The following is a 22,096-nucleotide window of genomic DNA, read 5'->3' on the forward strand; positions in this document are numbered from 1 at the left end:
GAGTTGCTAGCCCGATAAAAGGAAATGCCAAAGAATTGAATTTTTGTTGGGTATCTACCCATGCTATTATAGCGGTTTTATAACGCTTTTAAAGGAAAAATCATGCAAAACGGTCAGGGTGTTTGGCTAATCGGGGTTAGTTTACTGGTTTTGGTGATGGTTTTGGTGCTGCTTAATCGATTTTTAGCCAGCCAAACGAATACGACCATTCGTCGTTATAGCGCTTGGTATTACGGTGGCGTTATTTTTGTGGGTTTGGCGTTTATTTTTGCTTTTTTACCGATTGCAGGTGAGGCCAAAAATAGCGTGTTTAGTTTAATTGCGCTATTAGTGACCGCAGTCATTGCTATTTCTTCTACTACGTTTGCATCAAATATGATGGCGGGGTTTATGCTGCGCGTCATAAAAAATTTCAAACCAGGGGATTTTATTGAGATTGGCGAGCATTTTGGTCGTGTTTCGGACATGGGGTTGCTGCATACTGAAATTCAAACACGAGACAGAAGCCTGACAACGCTACCGAACCTATTTGTTATTACGCATCCGTTGACCGTTATCCCTAGCGATAAAGCCATTGTTTCAGCAACGGTTTCTATTGGTTATGATGTGTCGCATCACCAAGTCTGTCAAATTTTGGAAGCCGCTGCCGCCAAAACAGGATTACTCGATGCGTTTTCGCAGGTTATTGATTTGGGAGATTTTTCTGTGAACTACCGCGTGGCAGGTTTTTTGGGTAATCCTAAGCTATTACTGGGCGCGCGGTCTAACCTGCGCAAACAAATAATCGACTCGTTGCACGAGGGTGGTGTTGAAATTGTCTCTCCAACCTTTATGAATCAACGTCAATACCGCAGCGATGAGATGTTTATGGCTGAGGTTAAAGCCTACCAACGATATCAAAATAACAAAAGCAAAGAGGCTGATGTGTTTGATAAAGCAGAAGAAGCCGAAGCTGTGCAGGCGCTAAAAGAAAAGCTGCATGCTATTGATGCTGCGCTAAAAAACGCAAAAGACGAAGCACAAACAGCCGCAACCACTGAGCATTTAGAAGCCCAGCGAACCAATACAATCAGCCAAATCGAGTTAATGGAAGAAAAAACCAAGCAAGAAAGTTAACTGAAAATCTAAGTTAGTCAGTGTGCTGTGAAACGATAATTAAAAGTTAAGCGCATGAAAAATATAAACATACATAGGAATATTATCCTGAGTTTAATAATTAGCCGAACTGTTGTTGTCCTTTCTCCACCGATTTTAGGTGCTCATATGATGTATGAGTATAATATTTCATATATGAATTTTTTTATGAATTGGATGAGAGCTGATGCAGTGACTACTGGTTTTGTTCTTCTTTTCTCTGTTATTTTCTTTATTACGATGAAAAGACAAAGGGTTTTGTTTTTTGTTGCGTTGGCAAATGTTATCTTGTGGTTTATTTTATATTTCGTTTGGTGGGATGTAAACTTACATGACCTTATAAATACAGTCACTTTAAATGTAAAAGAGATGCATGTTGGTCTTTTAGGCGTTTATATTTTAGCTATCGATTTGCTTTTATTAATATTGGCTACAATTGTAATAGTTGTTGAATCTATTAGTGGTGGAGGTTCACTTTGACAAAGCCCCCTAAGTTATTTGTTAAAATAATTATTTTATTTATTATTGCTTTAGTAATATTGCCTGTCTTGGGTTTTTTATTATGGACTTTACAACCTTACTATAGAAATACGGTTGGTATAATCAATTCAAATTATTTAATTCATACAAGTTGGGACGGAGAAGTTGGAATCTATAAGTACAATGATTGTAAAAACTCGATGCCATCTATTTTAAATGTTGAGTTTAATAGTTCCTACATTGCGACAATAGACAATCATTACTTATTTGTTCAAAATAACTATGTGCATCGTCCTGAAAATAAGCAAGAATATAGCACTCCAGGTTATTTCATTTTTGATTTAAAATTATCACAATTTAAAAAAGTAAGCTTAAATGATTTTAAAGATGAAATTTATAAGGTCGAGAATTTAGGGGAAAAAGTTAGGTTTCAGAAGCCTAAAAAATTCCTCTCAGTTACACAACATCAATTTTCGAAAATGGATAATATCGAACTTTGTTTATGAAATTTTCTGCTGGCGTATTGACACAGGCGACGACGTTTTACGATGCGGCAGGTGCTGAGTTATTTAGCCACTCGGTGGGTTATGGTTATACGCCTGCGTATCGCTTGATTCAAGCCAATCATCCGACACTGGATAACGAGACGTATTCGTATGACAAGGTGGGTAATCGCTTGAGTGAATTGCTGGGCGACATCAATACGGGCAATAATACGAATACTGACAGTGGAACTACAACGCCCGTGACCAGCTGATTAACACGCCGCTTAACAATTTCCAATACGACACCCAATGCATTATCAATAGTAACACCAGCCAGTTGGTCGAGACCGCCAGCAATCTCACCACCGATTATGCGTATGACGTGCGTTAGCGACTGGTGAGCGTTACTCGCGGTGGGCAAGAAGGGCAACAATTCGTCCAGCAAAACGCCTACGACCTAGAAAATCGCCGTATTAAGAAAACGGTGAATGACCTAACCACAAAAGCGCTCAGAAACGCTCATAAAAATCCATAAAAAAGCCCACAAAAAAGTGGGCTTTTTGACTCGAAAACGAGCGGGTCGCTTATTTGCGCTGTGAGCGACTAAACGCACGGTTGACTTTTTCGTCAGTTTTGACTGCCATAGCTTTGGCGTCTTGGGCATTTAGGTTTGCTTGTTGTGCGGCTTGGTAAGCACGATCAGAAGACTCTTTCGCAGCAGCGACGTCAGCACGTAGTGCGTCTAAGTCTGCCTGAGAAATGCTAGAACAGCCGGTTGCAAATAGGGCGGCAGTTGACATAATAAGTACTATTTTTTTCATGTTGAACCTCGTTAAGATAGTTTAGTGGTGATTAAAATGGACAAAACTAGGATAATTATAGCATACGAAAAAAAACACGTCAGCCATGATGTGCGTTTGTTTGAATTAAATTTAATTCATTTGATTGAAAGTTCTGTCTTATAGGCGCACGACCAAATGCATGACCAGACGCACGACCAGACGCATTGACAGGCACGGTTTTAAAAACTTACAGCTAGTAATTGAACTAGTTTGTTAGTAAGGTTTCACACGCGGTAGGGAGCTGTTTGGGTGCTTTTTTGCGTGTTGGTTTGGGGCTCGGTTTGATTTTGCCTGTGACAATGTCGCTTTGTTCATTGACCCAATTGACTAAATCATCATCGCAGCCATCACCAGCAGGGATTGGTGCCTGAGACTCACAGCTGGCTACGTGAGCAGGGCATGCCAACCGCACATGAAAATGTGAATCATGACCCCACCATGGACGTAATTTTTGTAGCCAGCGGGTATCTGTTTCTTGTTGGCAAAGCGCCAGTTTAATAACGGGATTGACAAAGATGCGCTCAACGCGATCATACGTTGCCGAAAAATAAAGGGCATCACGCATTGCGGGTGTTAACCCACCAGCAATCACTGTGCCAGCGGCTTTGTCAACAATAGAGCGCATGTCACGATTGGGGTGAGCGGGTTCATCGGGGAAGACACTTTGCAACCAAATATCGACATCCAGCCCCGTTTGGTGGCTGCTATGTCCATAGTTCATTGGGCCGCCACGCACTTGAGATAAATCGCCAATCAACAGGCGTTGCTCGTGCTTTGCGTCCATGAACACTCCAGCTTGCTCAACAAAACGGATTAATTCAGGCTGCCCATAATAGCGATTGCGGTGTCGTCGCATGCTTTGATAGCCTGTGCCCGTTTCAGGCAAGACACTTGCGCCTTGCATACAGCCATTGGCATAGCTGCCAATCGGCTCGGAAGGCCCCAGTGCAGGGCTAGATAAGACGCTCCAAGCATTGTCTGGTTTGTTTTCTGGCTGGTAGGTATGGCTAATGGCGAGGGCATTTGTTTGGTTGCTCGATTGTACCGACTGTGCCGATTGTGCCTTAACCCAAGCGCTGTCAAAGGCACTGATGGAAACAACCAGTATCATTGCGGGCAATAATTGCCGCCATTTGCCTTTGGCTGTGACTTTGGTTGTGCGTTTCATTGCTGCGTGTTTTATCATGCGACGTTTGAATGGTGTGTTAAGCAATCCGCTAAGGCGAAAAGCATCGGCGTTAGTTCGACATTAGCGGCGTATTTGCAAGGACTTACGCGCGTTTCCAGTACTGCTTGAGCAATTGGTCTGCATTTTTTAGCATGGATTCGGTGGTTTCCCAACTCACGCAGCCATCGGTTACCGACACGCCGTATTCAAGCTGTGACAAATCAGCAGGGATTTTTTGATTGCCTTCTTTGAGGTGTGATTCAATCATTAGCCCCAAAATTGAGGTGTTACCTTCGGTGATTTGGTGAATGCAATTTTCCATGACCAGTGGTTGTAGCATCGGGTTTTTGTTTGAGTTGGCGTGTGCGCAATCGATAACGATGCTTTGTGGTAACTCGGCCTTAGCTAGGGCTTGTTCGGTTAATTTAACACTAACGCTGTCGTAGTTTGGGCCATTACGTCCACCACGCAGCACGACGTGTGAGTAAGGGTTTCCTGTGGAATGGGTAATTGCGTTTTTTCCCTCAAAATCAATACCTAAAAAGCTGTGCGGCAAAGACGCCGACTGGATGGCGTTAATACACGTATCCAAGTTACCATCGGTGCCGTTTTTAAAGCCCACCGGGGTAGAGAGGCCTGACGACATTTCACGGTGTGTTTGTGATTCAGACGTTCTTGCGCCAATCGCGGTCCAGCTAATTAAGTCACCGATAAATTGCGGAGTAACTGGGTCTAGCGCTTCGGTGGCGGTTGGGATGCCCATTTCGGCTAAATCAAGTAGTAATTTTCTAGCGACATGTAGTCCTTTGTTAATGTTGAATGAATCATTGAGGTCAGGGTCGTTAATTAGGCCTTTCCAGCCCACGGTTGTTCGTGGTTTTTCAAAATAAACGCGCATAACGACATAAATCGTATCAGAGACTTCAGCGGCGAGTGCTTTGATTTTTTTGGCATAATCCATCGCGCAATCAACATCGTGGATAGAGCAAGGGCCCGCGACGACAAAAATTCGCTGGTCTTTGCCATCTAGTATGTCTTGAATAGCTTGGCGGCCGGCGAGGACAGTTTTGCTGGCAGCAGGCGTGACGGGAATAGCTTCGCAGAGTGCACGCGGGCTGATTAATTCATCTTGGGACACGATATGTACATTACGTAAAGTTGATTTTTCCATTTGTGGTACCTTGCTAATAAAAATTGGGCTAACTAATCCTACATAGTACGTTCTTGGACGTAAAAAGCAAGTGTTGTCTAGTAGGTATGGCGGATTTTATCACGTGAGGCGTTATTTTTGTGTAATTCTTGATAAAATCTATTTGACAAAGTGCAGGGGACATCATATTATGCCACTCTTCATTTAGCAACCCGCCCGGGTGGCGAAATTGGTAGACGCAAGGGATTTAAAATCCCTCGGTGGCAACACCGTGCCGGTTCGAGTCCGGCCCTGGGCACCATCAAGATGTTTCAATACCCCTCAGTTATAGCAATCAACATCCTTCAAATTTGTTTCTTTATTTTTTTAAATTAATCAGTCTGTTGATGGTTTTTTGCTCGTGCGGCACGCACTTATCAGTAAAAGCCCTATCGGTAAAGCCCTATCGGCGCGATTGATTTTTTTCACTGGACGAATTGACGTATCCTCGTTATGCTGATTAGACGAGTTAAAAATAGTTCGCAGTTCGCGCATCACGAAGATATAAAGTCACGCAACACAAAGTCACGCAACACAAAATCACGCAACACAAAAAAGGAGAAACCATGAAAGTCGATATCGGCATTAATGAACAAGACAGACAAACCATTGCAGGCGGTCTATCCAAACTATTAGCAGATAGTTATACGCTGTACCTCATGACGCACAACTTTCACTGGAACGTAACGGGACCACAGTTTCGTGAGCTGCATTTGATGTTTGAGGAGCATTATACTGAGCTTGCCACTGCCGTGGACGATATTGCAGAGCGCATTCGTACCTTAGGCGTGTTTGCACCAGGGACTTATCAGACCTTTCAACAACTGACGCAGATTGAATCGGTTGAAGGGGTGCCTAGCGCCCCAGAAATGATAAAGCACTTAACGGTTGCCCACGAACAAGTCATCAAAACCTGTCGTGCAGCATTAATCCCTGCTCAACAAGCTGGTGATGAGTCTAGTGTGTCGTTGATTTCTGATCGGATGGTTATCCATGAGAAAACAGCGTGGATGTTACGCGCGATGGCCGCCTAAATCATCTGATTGTCCTTTGATTGCCTGTCTGATTAATCCTGAATCCTGATTAGCCTGAATCCTAATTAGCGTGGCAAAGATTTGTTAGGGGTTTGTTAGCGGTGGGTCGCTTTTGTTGGTTGGGGGTTGTTTTTGGTGTGGCTTTTTATGCGCGGCTTAGCGCGAAGGCTGGCATTAATACGCGCGTTAATTTTTTGTTGTATCGCCAACAGCAAACCAAACAGAATAAATGCCCCTGCGGGCATTCCCGCCAGTACCAATAGCTGAGGCGAAGTGATGTAGACCGTTAAATCACCTATCCAGTTACTTAGCCAGCCGCCCAGTATATTGTTAAAACCTGAGAAAAGCGTGCCCTTGACCAGTATTTCACGCACAGCTCCCAGTACCAGCAAAACCCAAGTAAATCCAATGCCCATCATTAATGCATCAAGGCAAGCATGACGCCATGATACTTTAGAAAATACCATTTCTGCCCGACCGATAATTAAGCAGTTGGTGACGATTAGTGGAATAAAAATACCCAACTCAATGTATAAATCATAGGCAATGACTTGTAGCAGTAATTCGGATAGTGTTACCGTGCTGGCAATGATTAGCATGAAAATGGGCAGTCGCACCACGTGGTCAATCCATTGCTTGACACTGGCGACAATCAGCGCGGTGATAACCAAGACAAATATCGTCATTATCCCCATAACGAGGGCATTAACGACGCTGGTGCTCGTGGCTAACAAGGGGCACAGCCCAAGTAGCTGAATCATTGCTGGGTTATTTTTCCATAATCCAGTGTGCGGTTGCGGTGTGCTATTCATCATGGTTCATTATGGTTCATCATGGTTGATAATGGTGTCTATCGGTTAGTGTGTATTGTCGCTGAGTGTTAATTGTTGCTGATTGTACTTTGGTCCTTGTCTTTTGGTGCAGTCTGGCGTGGGCAAAGGGTGCTGGTTGAGGGTTTTAATCGTTTGCTGCATGACGTGACTAATCGCGTGTGATGTGATGGTAGCGCCTGTGATAGCATCAATCCGGCCGCCTTTATGGCGTAATGCAACGTGCGTGCTCGGTGTGGTTATTTTTCCCGCAAACTGTTGCAACCAATCAGATTTGTCGACATCAATCTGGTCACCCAAGCCGGGTGTTTCTTGGTGAAATAACGGGCGAATTTGCGTGATGGATTGGCTTTGATGGTTAATGGCAACAAGTAATTCAATACGACCGTTATAGGCTTTTTCTGTCGCGATTTCAAGTAGGGTAAACGCAATACCTGCCTCGGTACAGGCATGGTAAGTGATAAAATCGGGGGTTTGCTGTCGGCTCAGCAAAATATCGTCATAGCGGCCTGCTGGCAGTAGCTGGACTAATTGTTGTGATAAATAGCGTTGTCGACTCTCTTCGATGCGGGATTGGCTGAGTTGGTAGGCAAGGAAAACGCCGCCCAAGCTAACCGTTGTTATTATGACAAGGCGCAATAAAATGCGGCTTGCGCTGTTTGCCCTAGGGGTTGTTGGTTGATTGTTTTGCATAAATGGGTTTGGTGTATTCGTCGATCAGTGGCACGCACAGGTTGCCAAATAAAATAGCAAAAGCAAAACCATCAGGTAGATTACTGTAGTTGCGGATTAACACGGCAACGGTCGCGACAATGATGGCATAAATGAAACGACCTTGGCGGCTAGTCGCTGCAGTCGTTGGGTCGGTGATGATAAAACAAGCGGTGAAAATTAATGAGCCATGAAAGAAGTGTGTCGATAAGCTAAGCCGCGTTTGGGTGCTGTTGTCTGTCGGAGAACCTATTGAATTTCCTATTGAATTTACTACTGAAGTGTCTATTGAAGTGCCAGTTGACAGCAACCAAAGTAACCAAAGCAACCCGACAAAGACAACCATTAAGGTGATACTAAGTCGCCAATCGGCAATTTGGCGATACCATAAGTAAATACCGCCAATTAGCCAAGCGGCAGCCATGGCGATGGCATGAGTAGCCGGTATGTGAATGCCTGTGTTAGTTGCATGGGTTAGCATTAGGCTATCGGCCTTGTACGCGCCTAACACGGTGGCGCCTGCAATCGTATCAGGGGCATTGGATGTTGTGAAAATATGGCGTAGGCTGTCGCTGATTGATAGCGGGTAAGCTGAAGCGGTTGATATCATGGCATTAAAATCAAGTGGATTAGTGCCAGTCAGTGTGCCAGTCAGTGTGCCGCTGAGAGGCCATAAAGCGATAGCCTGTGGAAAGCTGAGTGCCACCACGCAAAAGCCCAGCATAGCAGGGTTAAAGATATTCATCCCAACGCCACCAAAGACGTGTTTGCCAATGACAATAGCAAAACAAACGCCCACCACTACCACATACCAAGGTGCAATCGCAGGCAGCGCGAGTGCCAATAAAACCGCACTGAGAAGACCTGTTTGCCATTCTAGCGCGTTTAATGGTCTGGCACGGCATTTTGCCATGCTCCATTCACAAACGGTTGCGGTACAAAGCGCAAGGAGTAGTTGGATGATGACACAAAAACCCAGCAAATACCATTGCAACATGATGCCTGGGAGCAAGGCAATCAAGACGTGCTGCATCATTTGGGTCGCGCTGAGCCTATTTTGCTTAACGCGCGGAAAATGAACACGGGGTTGTTGCTGAGATTTACCGTTTGATTGCCTGTAGGGTTTTCTGTGCGTCATGTCGACTCGTCACCCTGCGTTTTGGCATCATCAGCGTCGGTTTGAGAGGGTTGTTTGTGTTTTGGGTCATGTGCCGCTTGTTGGTTTTTTCTTGTCTGCGTGCGTTGTAGTGCCTCTGCGATGAGGGTTTGATAAGGGTGATAAGGGTTATCTGTGTTTGCGGTCATGCTATCTGATGAGTTATCTGCTAAGTTTTCTGCTAAGTTTTCTGCTGTAGCGCTAGGCGTGGTTGTTTGTTGGGGGTGTTGTTGTTTTTTGGCTTGTGATTTTTCTTGTAATCTCGCTTGTGATCTCGCTATAGCGCCAGCAATCAAGTCAGCGGTTTGGGCTTGATTGAGACTAGACTGTGTATTTGGCTGTGTCTTGGTTTCTGTGTTAGGGGTTGTGTTAGATTGATCGTCAGCATGGATAGTAAGTTGTTTGGCGAGTTGTTTGGTGAGTTTTTCCTCGCGTTCGGCGGCTTGCTTTTCTAGTCGTGTTAATCGTGCTTCATGGCGTATTTTTGCCTGTTCGGCAAGCGCCTTTTCAGCGGTGTTTAAACGATGGACGGCTTTGGCGTCTTGAATGATTTCTACCAATGGAATATCGCTAGGGCAGACATAACTGCAAAGCCCACATTCAATGCAATCAGTCAGTCGATACGCGAGGGCTTTTTCAGGGGCGCTTTTGGCGTAGTATTGTAATTGTTGGGGTAATAGATTCACAGGGCAGACATCCGCGCAGACACCACAGCGAATACAACGTTGCGTTTGTGGTTGTTTAGGCATTGCCTCGATAAAAGCAAATATCCCCGTGGTTTCTTTTTTGATAGTGGTGCTGTCGTTGCAGTGTATAACGTCTCCCATCATGACGCCGCCTGATAAAACCACGGCGGTGTTTTTGGTCATGCCTACGTGCGTTGATAATGCGCTAAGCGGTGCACCAATCTTGCAGCGATAAACGCCAGGCTGGGTGATGGCATCGCCGCCGAATGTCACCAGACGTTCGGTTAATGGACTGCCTAGTATCACCGCATCGTAAACGGATTTTGCTGTCGCCACATTGTGGCAGATAAAGCCAAAATGGTGGGCGCGAACGCCAACGGGCGTTTTTTTGCCGAGTAAGTATTCTGCGATTTGATAACGGCTGCCAATTGGGTACAGTGCGGGTAGCGCTTCAATTTGCATGGGAATGACAGGTGGTGCTGGCGGCATGTTTGTCGTTGTTTTGTCTGTTGCTGCGGCCTTTGTCGCTGTCGTTTCTATTGTCGTTTCTATTGCCGTGTCTATTGCCGTGTCTATTGCAGCCTTCATTGTCGCTAGGGCTTGGTTTTTTTCGGCATTAACACCGATGAGGATTTGCTTTGCCTTGACGATGTGTCCGATGATTTGCGCACCAGTGATGATTTGTTCGGCATGACACTGCATTAGCGCCTCATCGCTGTGTAAATAGGGGTCAGACTCAGCACCATTAATAATAAGCGTATCAATCGGTGTTGGCGTTTTGCTCAGGTTGAGTTTTTTTTCGGTGGCAAAGCCTGCACCACCCATTCCTGCGACGCCGCACTGTTGGATGCGTTGCAGTAAGTCACGCTCGTCCCATAACCAATAATCACGCATGGGGGGCAGGTTAGGCGCGTGTTGTGCTTTGTTATCGGCAATAATGTCTAGTGCTTGGCAGCCGCCTTGCAACGGGTTGGCGGCGTTTTCTATCGGGATTTGGATAACCGTGCCTGAGGTGGGCGCATGTATGTACAGCCCGATATCACTGACGGGTCTTGCAATGACGGCACCAGCTAACACATAATCTCCGTGATTGACCGTGGGAATGGCCAGTTCGCCGTTGCGTTGGCGCAACGAGAGTCGATAACGACCATCAATCGGTGGTGATTGTATGGGTAACGTTGGAAATGCATCAGATGTGCCATGCGCACTGATGTTAAGCCCTTTGGGTTGGCGTTTTGTTTGCGCTATCCACCAATCCTTTAGAGGCTTTACACTAGGCATTGTTGCCGTCCGTGTTGGTTTCATTGTGACGTCGAATGGGGATGCCGTTAGTCAGCGCTATCTCGATATGCGTTTGGGTGGTTTTGGGCTTCATAATAATGCAATCAACAGGGCAGACGGGTAAACAAAGTTCGCAGCCAGTGCATTCGTCGGCAATAATGGTGTGCATTTGTTTGGATGCCCCCAAAATGGCATCAACTGGACAAGCGTCAATACAGAGTGTGCAGCCGATGCAGTCCTGTTCAACGATTTCAGCTAATTCGGGGGCGGGTTTGACTGGGCCAAATGCTTCGTCAATTGGTAGGCTGTCGATATTGAGCAAAGCCGCTAGCGCATCAACGCCTGCTTGTCCCCCAGGTGGGCATTGGTTAATGGCGGCTTCGCCACGAACAATGGCTTCGGCGTAAGGGCGACATCCCGGGTAATGGCACTGCGCGCATTGTGTCTGTGGCAATAGGGCGTTGACTTGTGCGACTAAACTATCTTCGCTAGTATGTAGACGGCGATGCAGGTAAACCATCAGCCCACCAAGGATTGCCACAATCAAGATAAAGTAAAATAGGCCTAGCATTAAAATCGTCTATTCTGTGAATATGTCATAACAATCAGGTTAATGGGTTAGTTAATGGATCAGGTTAATGGGTTGGGCGTGTTGGGTTTTGTTGCTTCTTATTTTTCGTTTTTCGCGTATCACATGCCATGAAATCCCATAAATGCAATCGCCATAATGCCCGCGGTAATCATTGCAATGGGCGCACCAACAAAAGGCTGGGGAATGTCAGCTGCGAGTAAGCGTTCACGAATAGCGGCGAACAAAACCAGCACAAGACTAAACCCAACCGCACCCCCCAAACCAAACAAGGCCGCATCAAACAAGCTAGGTTGCTCGCGTGTGCTAATGAGCATGACACCTAAGACCGCACAGTTACTCGTAATGAGTGGTAAGTAAATGCCGAGAATACGGTGCAACAAAGGGGAAACATGGCGTATACCTATCTCTGTTAAGCCCACCAAAATGGCGACTATCGTAATATAGGTAATCGTGCGCAAATAACCCAAATCATAGGGGATGAGCAAAAACGTATTGAGCATATAAGCGGCACTTGTGGATAACGTCAAAACAAACGCAGTGGCAATTCCCATGCCAACGGCTGTTTGCATTTTATTTGAAACACCTAAAAAAGGACACAGCCCCAAAAACTGCGTCAAAATGAGGTTTTGTATAAATATGGCGCTGATGAGTAAATACAAAGAGTCGGTGAACACGTCGTTAGCCACGAGAATTAAATAGTGGCTTATTTTATCATAAAAAATGACTGAGAAATAATTGGAAAAGGGTTGTTAGACGATAATGCTCAGGCGAGTGACTTAGGTGAGCAATCTAGGCGAATGACCTAGGCGATAACCGCCGTGCTCAATCAATAATCACCAATCACCATAAAAAAATACCAATAAAACCCACCGATTAATTTTGCGGGTTTTATTGGTATTGGGTTGTTGCAGTCCATTGCAGTCCCCATTGTAGTCCATTGTTTTTAAAAATTAACAGCTTATGCCGCTAGCGTATTTGGCGATTTATCCCAATTAATTAGGCTCTAGCGGGAATAAGTCCGCGTTTTTTTTCGTCAAATAACGCCATTGTTAGTCCCACGCACATCAACAATAGAATCACCAAAAACGGCAATCCAATCGTAATGGCTGCGGCTTGCAGCGCATTTAAAGCCTTGTCACCACCGACCCATAGCAAGACCGATGCCACCGCGCCAATGCTGATGCCCCAAAAAATGCGGGCGCCTCTAGGCGGTTGGTCGCTACCTGCCGATAGCATAGTGGTCACCACGAGCGTGCCTGAGTCTGCCGAGGTGATAAAGTACGTGGCAATCAAAATCGTGACTAAAAAGGTGGCGATGAGCTTAATAACCGAGCTCCAGTCCAACGCCTCGATGAGGGCATACGTCGATGATGAGCTTGCGCCAATGGCAACGTCGCGTACGCTGGTGTACTCTGTGCCGCCAGCCGTAAAGGCAAAATCAGCGTAGCCACGAAGCTCATTGATTAACGCGGTCTCACCAAATACCGTTAACCAGAACGCCCCAAGCAAAGTGGGCACAAACAGTACACCAATAATAAATTCACGAATGGTACGGCCACGAGAAATACGTGCGATAAACATCCCGACAAAGGGTGACCAAGCAATCCACCAAGCCCAATAAAAAATAGTCCAACCAGATAACCAGCCATAACCACCCGCTTGTTTGCTAGAATCAGATTCGAGACTCATGGGGATAAATTCGACAACATAGTTGAATAAGTTTCTAAAGTAAGCAACCATGATATCGAAAAAGAACCCCGTGAAGACAAGAAAAACAACCAAAATAATCGCAGAGAGTATCATGTTGAGCTCTGATAGTATTTTAACGCCTTTACCGACACCTGAGACAGCCGACACGGTTGCAATTAGGGTAATAATGACAATGAGTAGTATTTGTACGGGGGTGCTGACAGATAGCGCCCCGTTTGTCAGCGCCTCTAGGCCAGCGTTTAGCTGTGCAACCCCTAACCCTAACGAGGTCGCTACACCAAATATAGTGCCGAAAATAGCAACCAAATCGATGATATTACCAAACCAACCAAAGACATTGTCACCAACGATGGGGTAAAGCGCCGAGCGTACCGTCAGTGGTAACCCACGACGATAAGAAAAGTAAGCCAACGAGAGCGCAATGACGACATAGACGGTCCAAGCATGGATGCCCCAGTGGAAAAAGGTGACGGTCATGGACTGTCTGGCGATGGCTTCTTTATCGCCCTGATTCCAAGCTTCGTCCCAACCTAGCCCCCATGCCTCGGGCATAAATACATTGCCTGTTGTATGGTAGAGCGGTTCAGCAACCGACCAGTAAAGCAAGCCAATCCCCATCCCAGCACTAAATAGCATGGCAAACCACGACCAGCGAGAAAATTCAGGTTTTTCATCGTCTTTGCCGAGGCGAATGCGACCAAATGGTGATACGGCAAGGGTCAAAGAAAAAATAATCATGGCAAAGATGCCATAGACAAACAAAGGCGTACTAGAATTAGTGACCCAGTTTTTTGCTACGTTATAGACCTCTAAGGATTTTTCAGACCCCATGGTGAGCGAGACGATGAGGAAAATGAGAATTAAATGTAGAGACAGCATTCCCATATCAAAATGCGACCCCCGGAATAGACCACTATTGGCGACTTTTAACTCTCGATTGGTGACATATTCATGATCACTCATACAGACTTTCCTCCTCAGTTATGTTGTTATTACGTTGTTATTGTGTTGTTATTATGTTGTTATTGTTATAAATTTGATTGTTATTTGAATAATAATTTTTACATTTTTTGCGTGTCAGTCTCTTGGCTGCTAGTCTATTGGCTGCTAGTCTCTTGATTGTTGGTCATCAAGGGGTCGCCAAGCTGATTATTTCTTTATTTCATGCAGTAGTTTGTCCATTTCGCCATTGGCGACTTTGGCTTGGTCAGATAGCGTTTCTAATTCTTGCATTAATTCACAAGTGACGCGCAGCGCACCCATTGTCATTAGTCTTTCGGATGCAACGCTTGGGTGGTCGCGACGAAACGCCTTAAGGTGTTGGTTTAAATAGTCTGCACCCTTGATCAGGCGGTCTTTTTCATCGATTTCACAGGCTAAGTGGTAGTCTGTGTCCATGATTCTAACGGTGACATTGGTTTTCATGATTCAATCCCTCGGATGCGGTTAATCATTTGCTGGTTGCTGTAGGTGAGTTGCTCGCTTTTCGCGCTCAATTCGTGGTTAATCGAGGTGAGTTCATCCATTTCGTGTTGATGCGTTTCGGCGAGAGTTTGTTGTAGGTTCGCTAATTCAGCGGCGTTTTCTTCGGCGAGCTGTGAAATTTTGGCCTCGTATGTTGCCGTTAATTTGTCGATTGCCTGTTGATTGGCTTGTGTTAGTGAGGTGATTTTGGCTTCGTATTCTGATTGGGTGTTTTTTGCGGTTTGGTTGGCGTCATCGCGTTTTTTTTCAGCTTCTGCCAGTGATTTTTCAAGCGTTTTAATCTGCATGTTGGCGTTTTTTAACGCATCAATCAGCGTTCGAAGTTTAGATAAATTGATGGATTCTGTTATCATAGTGGTGTCTTTTTTGATGTGAATTGATATTAAAAGGGATTTATATGTGCCCGTTGGTTTGTGCTTATGTATCCTAATGTATCCTAGTGTAACTTTAGTGATGATGTTATAGGTACAATGATACGGGTTTTTGTTTTTGTTTCAACCTTTGTTTCGACTGCGATGCGAGTAAAATGATTTATGATAACTGATTATGTGAATTTTCAACATTGGTTGACCGATGCAGGGATTGAGTTTTCACCGAGTTTTGTGCAGGGTGTGCTGAGTGCTTATTGCTGTAAGACATATAGCGGCATTGGTTGGTCAGCCTTGCTATGGCATCAATCATCTGGTGCTGATAAACCAAGCACTGATAAACCAAGCACCACAACGCCAAGCGCCGCAGCGTCAAGTACCAATGCCATAAACGACATCAATGCGATTGACGTGATGGCGCAGCAATCAACCCAGCAGCAATCAACCCAGCAGCAATCAACCCAGCAGCAATCAATCGGCGCGAGGCAAGACAGCACCCAGACCTTAGCGAATTATCAAGATAAGCTAAAGGCACAACTAGACGACCCTGACTGTGACTACCAACTGCTATTGCCTACTGACGACAATGCACACCAGCTGGCGTTAGCGATACGTGAATGGGCCAGTGGCTTTTGGTTAGGGTTGCAGCAAAGCCATTTAATCAACAACTTAACCGATTCGCATAGTAAAGAATATCTTTCTGATTTACAACGCATTAGCGCGATGCCGTTGCCCGATGAAGCAGATAGTGAGAGTCTGGCGGATATTGCAGAGATACAAGAGTATTGCCGAATGGGCGCAATTAGTTTATATTTGTCTTCTTGGCGATGATTTGGCGATAATTGTGCCGAGTTAGATTAAGGGCATGTATTTTTAATGTTTTTATATTGATTCACAAACGTTTTTATAGACTTGTTTTTTATAGACTTTTTTATAATTTTATTCATTGACAGTAACAGGCTAACAGCCTTAGGAGTAATAACATGGGATTATTTGATTTTGCAAGAAATATCGGTAAGAAAATCTTTTCAAACGATGATGAAGCCGCAGAAAAACTCAAAGCGCATATCGAGGCGGACAACCCAGGGATGAAAGACTTAACTGTTGAATATACAGATGGGGTTGCGAAAATTTCAGGGCAGGCCAAAGACTCAGCAGCGCTAGAAAAAGCCGTGTTAATGGCAGGCAATGTCGAGGGCGTTGGCGAAGTCCAGCTAGGTGAGGTATCAGGTGCTGAGCCATCTGAAAATGTGTCTTACTATGAAATTCAGTCGGGGGATTCACTGTGGAAAATCGCTGAAAAAGCCTATGGCAATGGCAGTCAATATACGAAGATTTTCGAAGAGAACAAAGAAGTCATCAAAGACCCTGATTTAATCTATCCAGGACAAAAAATCCGTATTCCAAATGCGTAATTGATTGCAAATATGATTGCAAATATGATTGCAAGTACGGCAGCAGTCTGCAATAAAAAAGCGGTGTGTTATCACCGCTTTTTTATTGCCCATATGTAAAGTAAATAACAGGCGGCCATTAAGGTTGCAGTTGATGCGCTTGCAGTTGATGCGCTTGCAGTCGACTTTTTAGACAAACACAGTCGCCGTTATTTATTGTTATCTACTCTGATTGATCGTCGATGGTTGCTGACGGTGCGTTATTTTGCACTGATGCGATGCCGTTGTCACGTGCGCTTTCGCTGCTATACATCTGGCTATTGCCAATCACTTGGCCGTTGGTCGCCTTTAAGGTAAAGTAAGGACTGCCGTCTTTGGCGGTTAGTTTTTCAAATTGTGCGCTATCTGCCGCGTTGGTTTGAACCGATTCAATCCCATTGATACAGCCCGCTTTGGCGGCGTAGGCTTGGCTGGTTAGAATGATTTGTCCATTTTGCGCGTGTAGGTTAAATTGAAATTTACCGTCTTTGCGGGTGCTGATGACGAATTTTCCCATGATGGATTCTCCTGTTAAAGGTTGTTGATAAAACGATTAGATCATGTTTTTTTATCTTATCCAATAATCGCGGGCGAATCAACTAAAACAGCGCCAAAACGGACCACAGGATTTGTAATGAATCAATAGATTAAGTCAGTGGTTAACTGTGTTGTGTCGGTGGCTTTGGGCGATTGCTTTAGGTGATTGTTTTGAGCGATTGTTTTGGGCGATTGTTCAGCCTACGCGCAAAGCGAGTTCGGCATAAATCATGATTATTTGAAAAAGGTAACAATTATCATAATAGTCTGACCGTTGTCATAATATCGCGTGTTTTATTGCGATTTTTCGTGTAGAATTGCATCAAAATAATAACCAGAATATAACTCAGAATAGCGTGATGTCGAACTATACGGCGAATGATTTAGCAATTTTAAAAGGACTCGAGCCTGTGCAAGTGCGCCCAGGTATGTTTACGGACACGACACGTCCCAACCATTTGGCGCAGGAAGTCATTGACAATAGTGTTGACGAAGCCCAAGCAGGCTTTGCAACCCGTGTTTGTGTCGTTTTGCACGAAGATGGGTCGTTATCGGTGACCGATGATGGGCGTGGTATGCCTGTAGATTTACACGAACAAGAAGGCGTCAGCGGTGTTGAGCTGATTCTGACGCGCCTCCATGCAGGTGGTAAATTCTCGAATAAGAATTACGAGTTTGCCGGGGGATTGCACGGCGTAGGTATCTCGGTGGTTAATGCGTTGTCGTGCCGCGTCGAAGTCGAAATTCGCCGTGGTGGTGAAGTCTATGAAATTGCCTTTGAGCAAGGGTTAAAAGTCCAAGAGCTTACCGTTGTCGGCAAAACCACCAAAAAAGACACAGGAACGACCGTGCGTTTTTGGCCAAACGCGACCTATTTTGATTCGGCGAACTTCTCGCTGTCTCGGTTGATGAGCAACCTACGAGCGAAAGCCGTATTGTGTAACAATTTGCAGGTTATTCTCATTGATGAAAAAACAGGGCAGGAGCACACGTGGCAGTATAGTGACGGGCTAAAAACCTACCTATTATCCGCGGTTGGTGAAGCCGAAATATTGCCGCATCAAGGCTTTCATCTAAAACAAACCGATGATTATGGGCAGATTGAAAGCGTGTTTTGTTGGTTTGTTGAGCCTAGCGCCACTGGAATTTATGAAAGCTACGCAAACCTCATCCCGACGACGAGCGGCGGCACGCATGTCAATGGCTTGCGCATCGGGATTACCGAGGCGTTGCGTGAGTTTTGTGACTTTCGGCATTTGTTGCCACGCGGGGTAAAGCTTACGCCAGATGATGCATTCGAAGGTTGCCAATTTATTTTGTCGATAAAAATCCCCGATCCGCAGTTCGCCAGCCAAACCAAAGAGCGCCTTAGCTCTCGCAACGTCTCGGCGTGGGTCGCAAACGCAGTCAAAGACCAGCTCAGTCTTTGGCTAAATTCAAACCCTGAGCAAGCCGAAGCCATCGCTAATTTGGTCATCGCTCAGGCACAAAAACGCCTCAAAAAAGCCAAAAAAATTGTCCGCAAAAAAATCGCAACAGGTCCTGCGCTGCCGGGCAAATTAACCGATTGTGTCAATCAAGATATTACACAAAGCGAACTGTTTTTGGTCGAAGGTGATTCGGCAGGTGGGTCGGCAAAACAAGCACGATTGCGAGATTTTCAAGCCGTCATGCCGCTACGCGGTAAAATTTTAAACACGTGGGAAGTTGAGTCAGATCAAGTCCTATCCAGCCAAGAAATTCATGATATTGCGGTTGCCATTGGTGTTGACCCCAATTCGGCGGATTTGACTGGTTTGCGTTATGGGAAGATTTGTATACTGGCGGATGCGGATTCGGATGGCGCGCATATTGCGACGTTGATTTGCGCACTGTTTATGAAACATTTTAGGCCGTTGGTGGATGCTGGGCATGTGTTTGTGGCGATGCCGCCGCTGTATCGGATTGATTGTGGCAAGGAGACCTTCTATGCGCTAGACGATGCTGAGCGTGAAGATTGTGTCAAAAAACTCAGCAAAAAAAGTGCGACTAAAAACAAAAAAATAGCCGTGATGCGTTTTAAAGGATTGGGTGAAATGAATCCATCGCAGTTACGCGAAACGACAATGCATCCTGATAGTCGTCGCTTGGTGCAGTTAATGGTGGAAGATGCCTTGTTGGCAGAAGAAATGTTTGATAAATTACTGTCCAAAAAACGCGCCGCTGATCGCAAAATATGGCTAGAAGACAAGGGTAGCTTGGCAATCATTGATTAGGGTTAAAGCGAGTTAAAGCGAGTTAGGCATGACGTTCAAATTGATATTAAATAATAAACGAAATAATAAACGCAAATAAACGGATAAAGGCAATGGAAGACACACAGGCAGTTATTGATGCGTTGCAATTAGCGCAGTTACAGTTATTACAAACCATGGTCATTGGATTTATGGTCTGTTGGGCGTTATTTTTTATCTGGCTGACGGTTTATTTTTTACGGCGCTTGAAATCGACACACGTTGCCCTATGGCAATCACTAGGCAAGCCCACGCTATGGCGCAAAAATGGCGCATTATTAAAATTTATCATGAGCCGTCGGGTCAAGGAATTGGCGCCAAAATTGCAGGTTTATGCGCGTCTATTACGGTATTTGACCTTGATTGGCGTGTCGTTAGCATTGGCGGTGGCGTTTGCCATGATTAAACTTTATTGGGTGTAAATAAATATGGCGTTTAATAATCTAGAAACGGTACCGATTCGCCGCTTTATCGAAAAGTCTTATTTAGATTATTCGATGTATGTCATTTTAGACCGCGCATTACCACATATCGGTGATGGGTTAAAACCAGTGCAACGGCGTATTATTTTTGCGATGTCTGAGCTGGGGTTGTCTGCGGCATCTAAGCATAAAAAATCAGCGCGTACCGTAGGGGACGTGTTAGGTAAATATCACCCACATGGTGATGCGGCGTGTTACGAAGCGATGGTGTTAATGGCGCAGCATTTTTCGTATCGTTATCCGTTGGTCGACGGGCAGGGTAATTGGGGCTCAATCGATGACCCCAAATCCTTTGCCGCGATGCGCTATACCGAATCTAAACTAACCCGCTACGCGCAGGTGTTGCTACGCGAAGTGGGTATGGGTACAGTCAATTGGCAACCAAATTTTGATGGCTCGTTAAATGAACCGCAATTACTGCCTGCAATGTTACCCAATATTTTGCTTAATGGCGCGAGCGGCATTGCCGTTGGGATGAGTACAGATATTCCACCGCATAATATTCATGATGTCATTAATGCGTGTTTGGCGTGCATTGACCGACCAGAGGTGAGCGTTGCTGAATTGGCTGAAATCATCAAAGGTCCTGATTATCCGACTTATGGTGAATTAATTACGCCGACAGCTGATTTGATGAGTTTATACGAAACGGGTACAGGGTCGGTTAAGCTGCGCGCGACGTATCAAATTGAGGACAAAACACTGGTTATTGACAGTTTGCCCTATCAAACAGCCAGTAATAAGATTATCGAACAAATTGCAGGGCAAATGGCGGCCAAAAAACTGCCGATGATAGAAGACATTCGTGATGAGTCTGATGAGGCATCGCCTGTACGATTGGTTTTGATTCCACGTTCAAATCGTGTGGATTTAGAGCAGGTGATTAATCATTTGTTTTCAACAACGGATTTAGAACGCAACTACCGTGTCAATCTCAATATGATTGGGCTAGATAACAAGCCCAAAGTCAAAAATATCGCCCAAATTATTAACGAATGGTTGGTGTTTCGGCGTGATATTGTGACACAGCGTTTACAGACGCGGCTGGACGCGGTAGAAAAACGCCTGCATTTGTTAGCGGGATTGCTGATTGCCTTTTTAAACATCGATGAAGTAATCCGCATTATTCGCGAAGAAGACGAACCAAAACCAGCGCTAATCGCAGCGTTTGCACTGAGTGAGATGCAGGCTGAGTATATTTTAGAGACCAAATTGCGCCAATTAGCGAGGCTAGAAGAAGTAAAAATCCGTACAGAGGAATCCGCATTAACCAAAGAACAAAAAGCCTTGAAAAATCGACTCAACAACCCCGAAAAGCTCACCCAGTTAATTCGTGATGAAATCGTTGCATTGGGTGAGGAGTTTGCCAGTGAAAGGCGCACCCGCATCGTCGAGCGCCAAGCCGCCAAAGCCATCGATGAGTCATTATTGACACCTGCAGAGACCGTTACCGTGATTTTATCGAAAATGGGCTGGGTACGCGTTGCCAAAGGCAATCAAGTCGATGCACAGGCGCTTAGCTACAAAACGGGCGATGCGTATCAGCATCATGTAATGGGTAAATCCAACAATATGGCGGTATTTTTAGCCGATGATGGTCGTGCGTTTAGCTTGCCAGCGCATCAATTGCCGTCTGCACGTGGTTTTGGCGAGCCGCTAACGGGTAAATTAACGATAGGTAACCGCCAATGCCAGTACGTATTATTGGATCAAAACAAAGCAAAATACCTGTTTACCAGTAATACGGGCTATGGACTGGTGAGTGAATACGATAACCTGATTTCACGTAGCAAATCGGGTAAAGCCTTTTTGACACTAGGCGATAGCACAGCCAACCTGCCACTACGGCTGACCGATGACGCCAAATATATTTTATTGACAACGACCGATGCCCATGTGCTGGTTATTGAACTCAGTGAAATTCCTGAAATTGCTCGTGGCAAGGGTAACAAGTTGATTCAGATTCCGCCCAAAGCCATTAAATCAGGTGTCACAGTCAGAGACGTGCTAGCGCTAACGGGTGAGGAAACCTTGCGCTTTAAAGTGGGACGCAGCAAAGAAAGCCTATCGCCAGAGATTTGGTTGCAATGGCTGGGTGCACGTGCCAATCGCGGCAAGCGCTTACCGAATGGTCTGGAACTTTATAAGCAGATAACCGTGAGTGAGTAGGGGATGGGTTGCGGGGATGGTTTCGATTTAAATAAAAAAATTATAATATCG

The 22,096-nt window shown here is 45.2% G+C and carries 24 protein-coding genes and 1 tRNA gene; 12 read left to right on the top strand and 13 right to left on the bottom strand.

Features of this window, described 5'->3' with window-relative positions; translation table 11 throughout:
- Window positions 1–102 precede the first annotated feature (102 nt).
- The 5 genes from GCU85_RS03605 (at window position 103) to GCU85_RS09945 (ending at window position 2,634) form a co-directional block, all read left to right on the top strand.
- On the top strand, window positions 103–1,116 hold the full coding sequence (locus GCU85_RS03605; protein WP_152809462.1) for a mechanosensitive ion channel family protein: 1,014 nt from the start codon (window positions 103–105) through the stop codon (window positions 1,114–1,116).
- Window positions 1,117–1,170: 54 nt separating this feature from the next.
- The gene (locus GCU85_RS03610) at window positions 1,171–1,614 is read left to right on the top strand and encodes a hypothetical protein (protein WP_152809464.1); all 444 of its coding nucleotides are present in this window, start codon (window positions 1,171–1,173) and stop codon (window positions 1,612–1,614) included.
- Complete coding sequence (locus GCU85_RS03615) at window positions 1,611–2,120, top strand: hypothetical protein (protein ID WP_152809466.1); 510 nt, start codon at window positions 1,611–1,613, stop codon at window positions 2,118–2,120. Before GCU85_RS03610 ends, GCU85_RS03615 begins: the two co-directional genes overlap by 4 nt.
- Window positions 2,117–2,371, top strand: a complete 255-nt coding sequence (locus GCU85_RS03620; RefSeq protein WP_152809468.1) for a hypothetical protein — start codon at window positions 2,117–2,119, stop codon at window positions 2,369–2,371. The genes GCU85_RS03615 and GCU85_RS03620 overlap by 4 nt, the downstream gene beginning before the upstream one ends.
- Before the next feature lie 125 nt (window positions 2,372–2,496).
- Window positions 2,497–2,634: a hypothetical protein gene (locus GCU85_RS09945; RefSeq protein ID WP_218110518.1), complete on the top strand. Its 138-nt coding sequence runs from the start codon at window positions 2,497–2,499 to the stop codon at window positions 2,632–2,634.
- 49 nt (window positions 2,635–2,683) lie between these two features.
- On the opposite strand, the gene GCU85_RS03625 is transcribed toward GCU85_RS09945, so the two are convergent.
- The 3 genes from GCU85_RS03625 to GCU85_RS03635 form a co-directional block, all read right to left on the bottom strand.
- Complete coding sequence (locus tag GCU85_RS03625; protein WP_152809470.1) at window positions 2,684–2,920, bottom strand: alanine-zipper protein; 237 nt, start codon at window positions 2,918–2,920, stop codon at window positions 2,684–2,686.
- A gap of 226 nt (window positions 2,921–3,146) precedes the next feature.
- Window positions 3,147–4,109 (bottom strand): penicillin-insensitive murein endopeptidase, encoded by a 963-nt coding sequence (gene mepA / locus GCU85_RS03630; protein WP_218110519.1) that lies wholly within the window; start codon window positions 4,107–4,109, stop codon window positions 3,147–3,149.
- Window positions 4,110–4,212: 103 nt separating this feature from the next.
- Window positions 4,213–5,280 carry a 3-deoxy-7-phosphoheptulonate synthase gene (locus GCU85_RS03635; RefSeq protein ID WP_152809473.1) on the bottom strand — a complete coding sequence of 356 codons (1,068 nt, stop codon included), beginning with the start codon at window positions 5,278–5,280 and terminating at the stop codon, window positions 4,213–4,215.
- Between the two features lie 193 nt (window positions 5,281–5,473).
- Here GCU85_RS03635 and GCU85_RS03640 point away from each other — a divergent pair.
- Together GCU85_RS03640 and GCU85_RS03645 are read left to right on the top strand one after the other, a co-directional pair.
- Window positions 5,474–5,560, top strand: a tRNA-Leu gene (locus tag GCU85_RS03640).
- Window positions 5,561–5,864: 304 nt separating this feature from the next.
- Window positions 5,865–6,332 (top strand): Dps family protein, encoded by a 468-nt coding sequence (locus tag GCU85_RS03645; RefSeq protein ID WP_152809475.1) that lies wholly within the window; start codon window positions 5,865–5,867, stop codon window positions 6,330–6,332.
- Between the two features lie 95 nt (window positions 6,333–6,427).
- Here the strand turns inward: GCU85_RS03645 and GCU85_RS03650 are convergent, their stop codons facing one another.
- The 9 genes from GCU85_RS03650 to GCU85_RS03690 form a co-directional block, all read right to left on the bottom strand.
- Window positions 6,428–7,147, bottom strand: coding sequence for an electron transport complex subunit E (locus GCU85_RS03650; RefSeq protein ID WP_152809478.1), 720 nt, complete (start codon window positions 7,145–7,147; stop codon window positions 6,428–6,430).
- A 42-nt stretch (window positions 7,148–7,189) separates the two neighbouring features.
- Entirely contained in the window at window positions 7,190–7,855 is a 666-nt protein-coding gene (locus tag GCU85_RS03655) for an RnfABCDGE type electron transport complex subunit G (RefSeq protein WP_152809480.1), read from the bottom strand.
- Window positions 7,827–9,011, bottom strand: a complete 1,185-nt coding sequence (locus tag GCU85_RS03660) for an RnfABCDGE type electron transport complex subunit D (protein ID WP_152809482.1) — start codon at window positions 9,009–9,011, stop codon at window positions 7,827–7,829. Before GCU85_RS03660 ends, GCU85_RS03655 begins: the two co-directional genes overlap by 29 nt.
- Window positions 9,008–11,020, bottom strand: coding sequence for an electron transport complex subunit RsxC (rsxC, locus tag GCU85_RS03665; RefSeq protein WP_152809484.1), 2,013 nt, complete (start codon window positions 11,018–11,020; stop codon window positions 9,008–9,010). The genes GCU85_RS03660 and rsxC overlap by 4 nt, the downstream gene beginning before the upstream one ends.
- Entirely contained in the window at window positions 10,989–11,567 is a 579-nt protein-coding gene (rsxB, locus tag GCU85_RS03670; RefSeq protein ID WP_152809486.1) for an electron transport complex subunit RsxB, read from the bottom strand. The genes rsxC and rsxB overlap by 32 nt, the downstream gene beginning before the upstream one ends.
- A gap of 119 nt (window positions 11,568–11,686) precedes the next feature.
- Window positions 11,687–12,274, bottom strand: a complete 588-nt coding sequence (gene rsxA, locus GCU85_RS03675; RefSeq protein WP_407944969.1) for an electron transport complex subunit RsxA — start codon at window positions 12,272–12,274, stop codon at window positions 11,687–11,689.
- A 310-nt stretch (window positions 12,275–12,584) separates the two neighbouring features.
- Entirely contained in the window at window positions 12,585–14,261 is a 1,677-nt protein-coding gene (locus GCU85_RS03680; protein WP_152809488.1) for a BCCT family transporter, read from the bottom strand.
- Between the two features lie 186 nt (window positions 14,262–14,447).
- Window positions 14,448–14,723, bottom strand: coding sequence for a cell division protein ZapA (locus tag GCU85_RS03685; protein WP_152809490.1), 276 nt, complete (start codon window positions 14,721–14,723; stop codon window positions 14,448–14,450).
- Window positions 14,720–15,136 (bottom strand): hypothetical protein, encoded by a 417-nt coding sequence (locus tag GCU85_RS03690; RefSeq protein ID WP_152809492.1) that lies wholly within the window; start codon window positions 15,134–15,136, stop codon window positions 14,720–14,722. The genes GCU85_RS03685 and GCU85_RS03690 overlap by 4 nt, the downstream gene beginning before the upstream one ends.
- 180 nt (window positions 15,137–15,316) lie before the next feature.
- Here GCU85_RS03690 and GCU85_RS03695 point away from each other — a divergent pair, with 180 nt between their 5' ends.
- Together GCU85_RS03695 and lysM are read left to right on the top strand one after the other, a co-directional pair.
- Entirely contained in the window at window positions 15,317–15,982 is a 666-nt protein-coding gene (locus tag GCU85_RS03695; RefSeq protein ID WP_152809494.1) for a UPF0149 family protein, read from the top strand.
- A gap of 152 nt (window positions 15,983–16,134) precedes the next feature.
- Window positions 16,135–16,566, top strand: coding sequence for a peptidoglycan-binding protein LysM (gene lysM, locus GCU85_RS03700; protein ID WP_152809496.1), 432 nt, complete (start codon window positions 16,135–16,137; stop codon window positions 16,564–16,566).
- 202 nt (window positions 16,567–16,768) lie between these two features.
- On the opposite strand, the gene GCU85_RS03705 is transcribed toward lysM, so the two are convergent.
- Window positions 16,769–17,101 (bottom strand): YegP family protein, encoded by a 333-nt coding sequence (locus tag GCU85_RS03705; protein ID WP_152809498.1) that lies wholly within the window; start codon window positions 17,099–17,101, stop codon window positions 16,769–16,771.
- Between the two features lie 376 nt (window positions 17,102–17,477).
- Here GCU85_RS03705 and parE point away from each other — a divergent pair, with 376 nt between their 5' ends.
- The 3 genes from parE (at window position 17,478) to parC (ending at window position 22,045) form a co-directional block, all read left to right on the top strand.
- Complete coding sequence (gene parE / locus GCU85_RS03710) at window positions 17,478–19,376, top strand: DNA topoisomerase IV subunit B (RefSeq protein WP_407944970.1); 1,899 nt, start codon at window positions 17,478–17,480, stop codon at window positions 19,374–19,376.
- Between the two features lie 92 nt (window positions 19,377–19,468).
- The gene (locus GCU85_RS03715) at window positions 19,469–19,816 is read left to right on the top strand and encodes a hypothetical protein (protein ID WP_152809502.1); all 348 of its coding nucleotides are present in this window, start codon (window positions 19,469–19,471) and stop codon (window positions 19,814–19,816) included.
- A gap of 6 nt (window positions 19,817–19,822) precedes the next feature.
- The gene (parC, locus tag GCU85_RS03720) at window positions 19,823–22,045 is read left to right on the top strand and encodes a DNA topoisomerase IV subunit A (RefSeq protein ID WP_152809504.1); all 2,223 of its coding nucleotides are present in this window, start codon (window positions 19,823–19,825) and stop codon (window positions 22,043–22,045) included.
- The last annotated feature ends 51 nt before the right edge of the window (window positions 22,046–22,096 follow it).

Origin of the sequence: Ostreibacterium oceani (genome assembly GCF_009362845.1) — a bacterium.
GTDB classification, from domain to species: Bacteria; Pseudomonadota; Gammaproteobacteria; order Cardiobacteriales; family Ostreibacteriaceae; genus Ostreibacterium; species Ostreibacterium oceani.

Excerpts from the sequence above, each read along its gene's own strand:
- GCU85_RS03605 (WP_152809462.1), top strand. The coding sequence starts at position 103 with ATGCAAAACGGTCAGGGTGTTTGGCTAATCGGGGTTAGTTTACTGGTT.
- GCU85_RS03610 (WP_152809464.1), top strand. The coding sequence starts at position 1,171 with ATGAAAAATATAAACATACATAGGAATATTATCCTGAGTTTAATAATT.
- GCU85_RS03620 (WP_152809468.1), top strand. The coding sequence starts at position 2,117 with ATGAAATTTTCTGCTGGCGTATTGACACAGGCGACGACGTTTTACGAT.
- GCU85_RS03625 (WP_152809470.1), bottom strand. The coding sequence starts at position 2,920 with ATGAAAAAAATAGTACTTATTATGTCAACTGCCGCCCTATTTGCAACC.
- mepA (WP_218110519.1), bottom strand. The coding sequence starts at position 4,109 with ATGAAACGCACAACCAAAGTCACAGCCAAAGGCAAATGGCGGCAATTA.
- GCU85_RS03635 (WP_152809473.1), bottom strand. The coding sequence starts at position 5,280 with ATGGAAAAATCAACTTTACGTAATGTACATATCGTGTCCCAAGATGAA.
- GCU85_RS03645 (WP_152809475.1), top strand. The coding sequence starts at position 5,865 with ATGAAAGTCGATATCGGCATTAATGAACAAGACAGACAAACCATTGCA.
- GCU85_RS03650 (WP_152809478.1), bottom strand. The coding sequence starts at position 7,147 with ATGATGAATAGCACACCGCAACCGCACACTGGATTATGGAAAAATAAC.
- GCU85_RS03655 (WP_152809480.1), bottom strand. The coding sequence starts at position 7,855 with ATGCAAAACAATCAACCAACAACCCCTAGGGCAAACAGCGCAAGCCGC.
- GCU85_RS03660 (WP_152809482.1), bottom strand. The coding sequence starts at position 9,011 with ATGACGCACAGAAAACCCTACAGGCAATCAAACGGTAAATCTCAGCAA.
- rsxC (WP_152809484.1), bottom strand. The coding sequence starts at position 11,020 with ATGAAACCAACACGGACGGCAACAATGCCTAGTGTAAAGCCTCTAAAG.
- rsxB (WP_152809486.1), bottom strand. The coding sequence starts at position 11,567 with ATGCTAGGCCTATTTTACTTTATCTTGATTGTGGCAATCCTTGGTGGG.
- GCU85_RS03680 (WP_152809488.1), bottom strand. The coding sequence starts at position 14,261 with ATGAGTGATCATGAATATGTCACCAATCGAGAGTTAAAAGTCGCCAAT.
- GCU85_RS03685 (WP_152809490.1), bottom strand. The coding sequence starts at position 14,723 with ATGAAAACCAATGTCACCGTTAGAATCATGGACACAGACTACCACTTA.
- GCU85_RS03690 (WP_152809492.1), bottom strand. The coding sequence starts at position 15,136 with ATGATAACAGAATCCATCAATTTATCTAAACTTCGAACGCTGATTGAT.
- GCU85_RS03695 (WP_152809494.1), top strand. The coding sequence starts at position 15,317 with ATGATAACTGATTATGTGAATTTTCAACATTGGTTGACCGATGCAGGG.
- lysM (WP_152809496.1), top strand. The coding sequence starts at position 16,135 with ATGGGATTATTTGATTTTGCAAGAAATATCGGTAAGAAAATCTTTTCA.
- GCU85_RS03705 (WP_152809498.1), bottom strand. The coding sequence starts at position 17,101 with ATGGGAAAATTCGTCATCAGCACCCGCAAAGACGGTAAATTTCAATTT.
- GCU85_RS03715 (WP_152809502.1), top strand. The coding sequence starts at position 19,469 with ATGGAAGACACACAGGCAGTTATTGATGCGTTGCAATTAGCGCAGTTA.
- parC (WP_152809504.1), top strand. The coding sequence starts at position 19,823 with ATGGCGTTTAATAATCTAGAAACGGTACCGATTCGCCGCTTTATCGAA.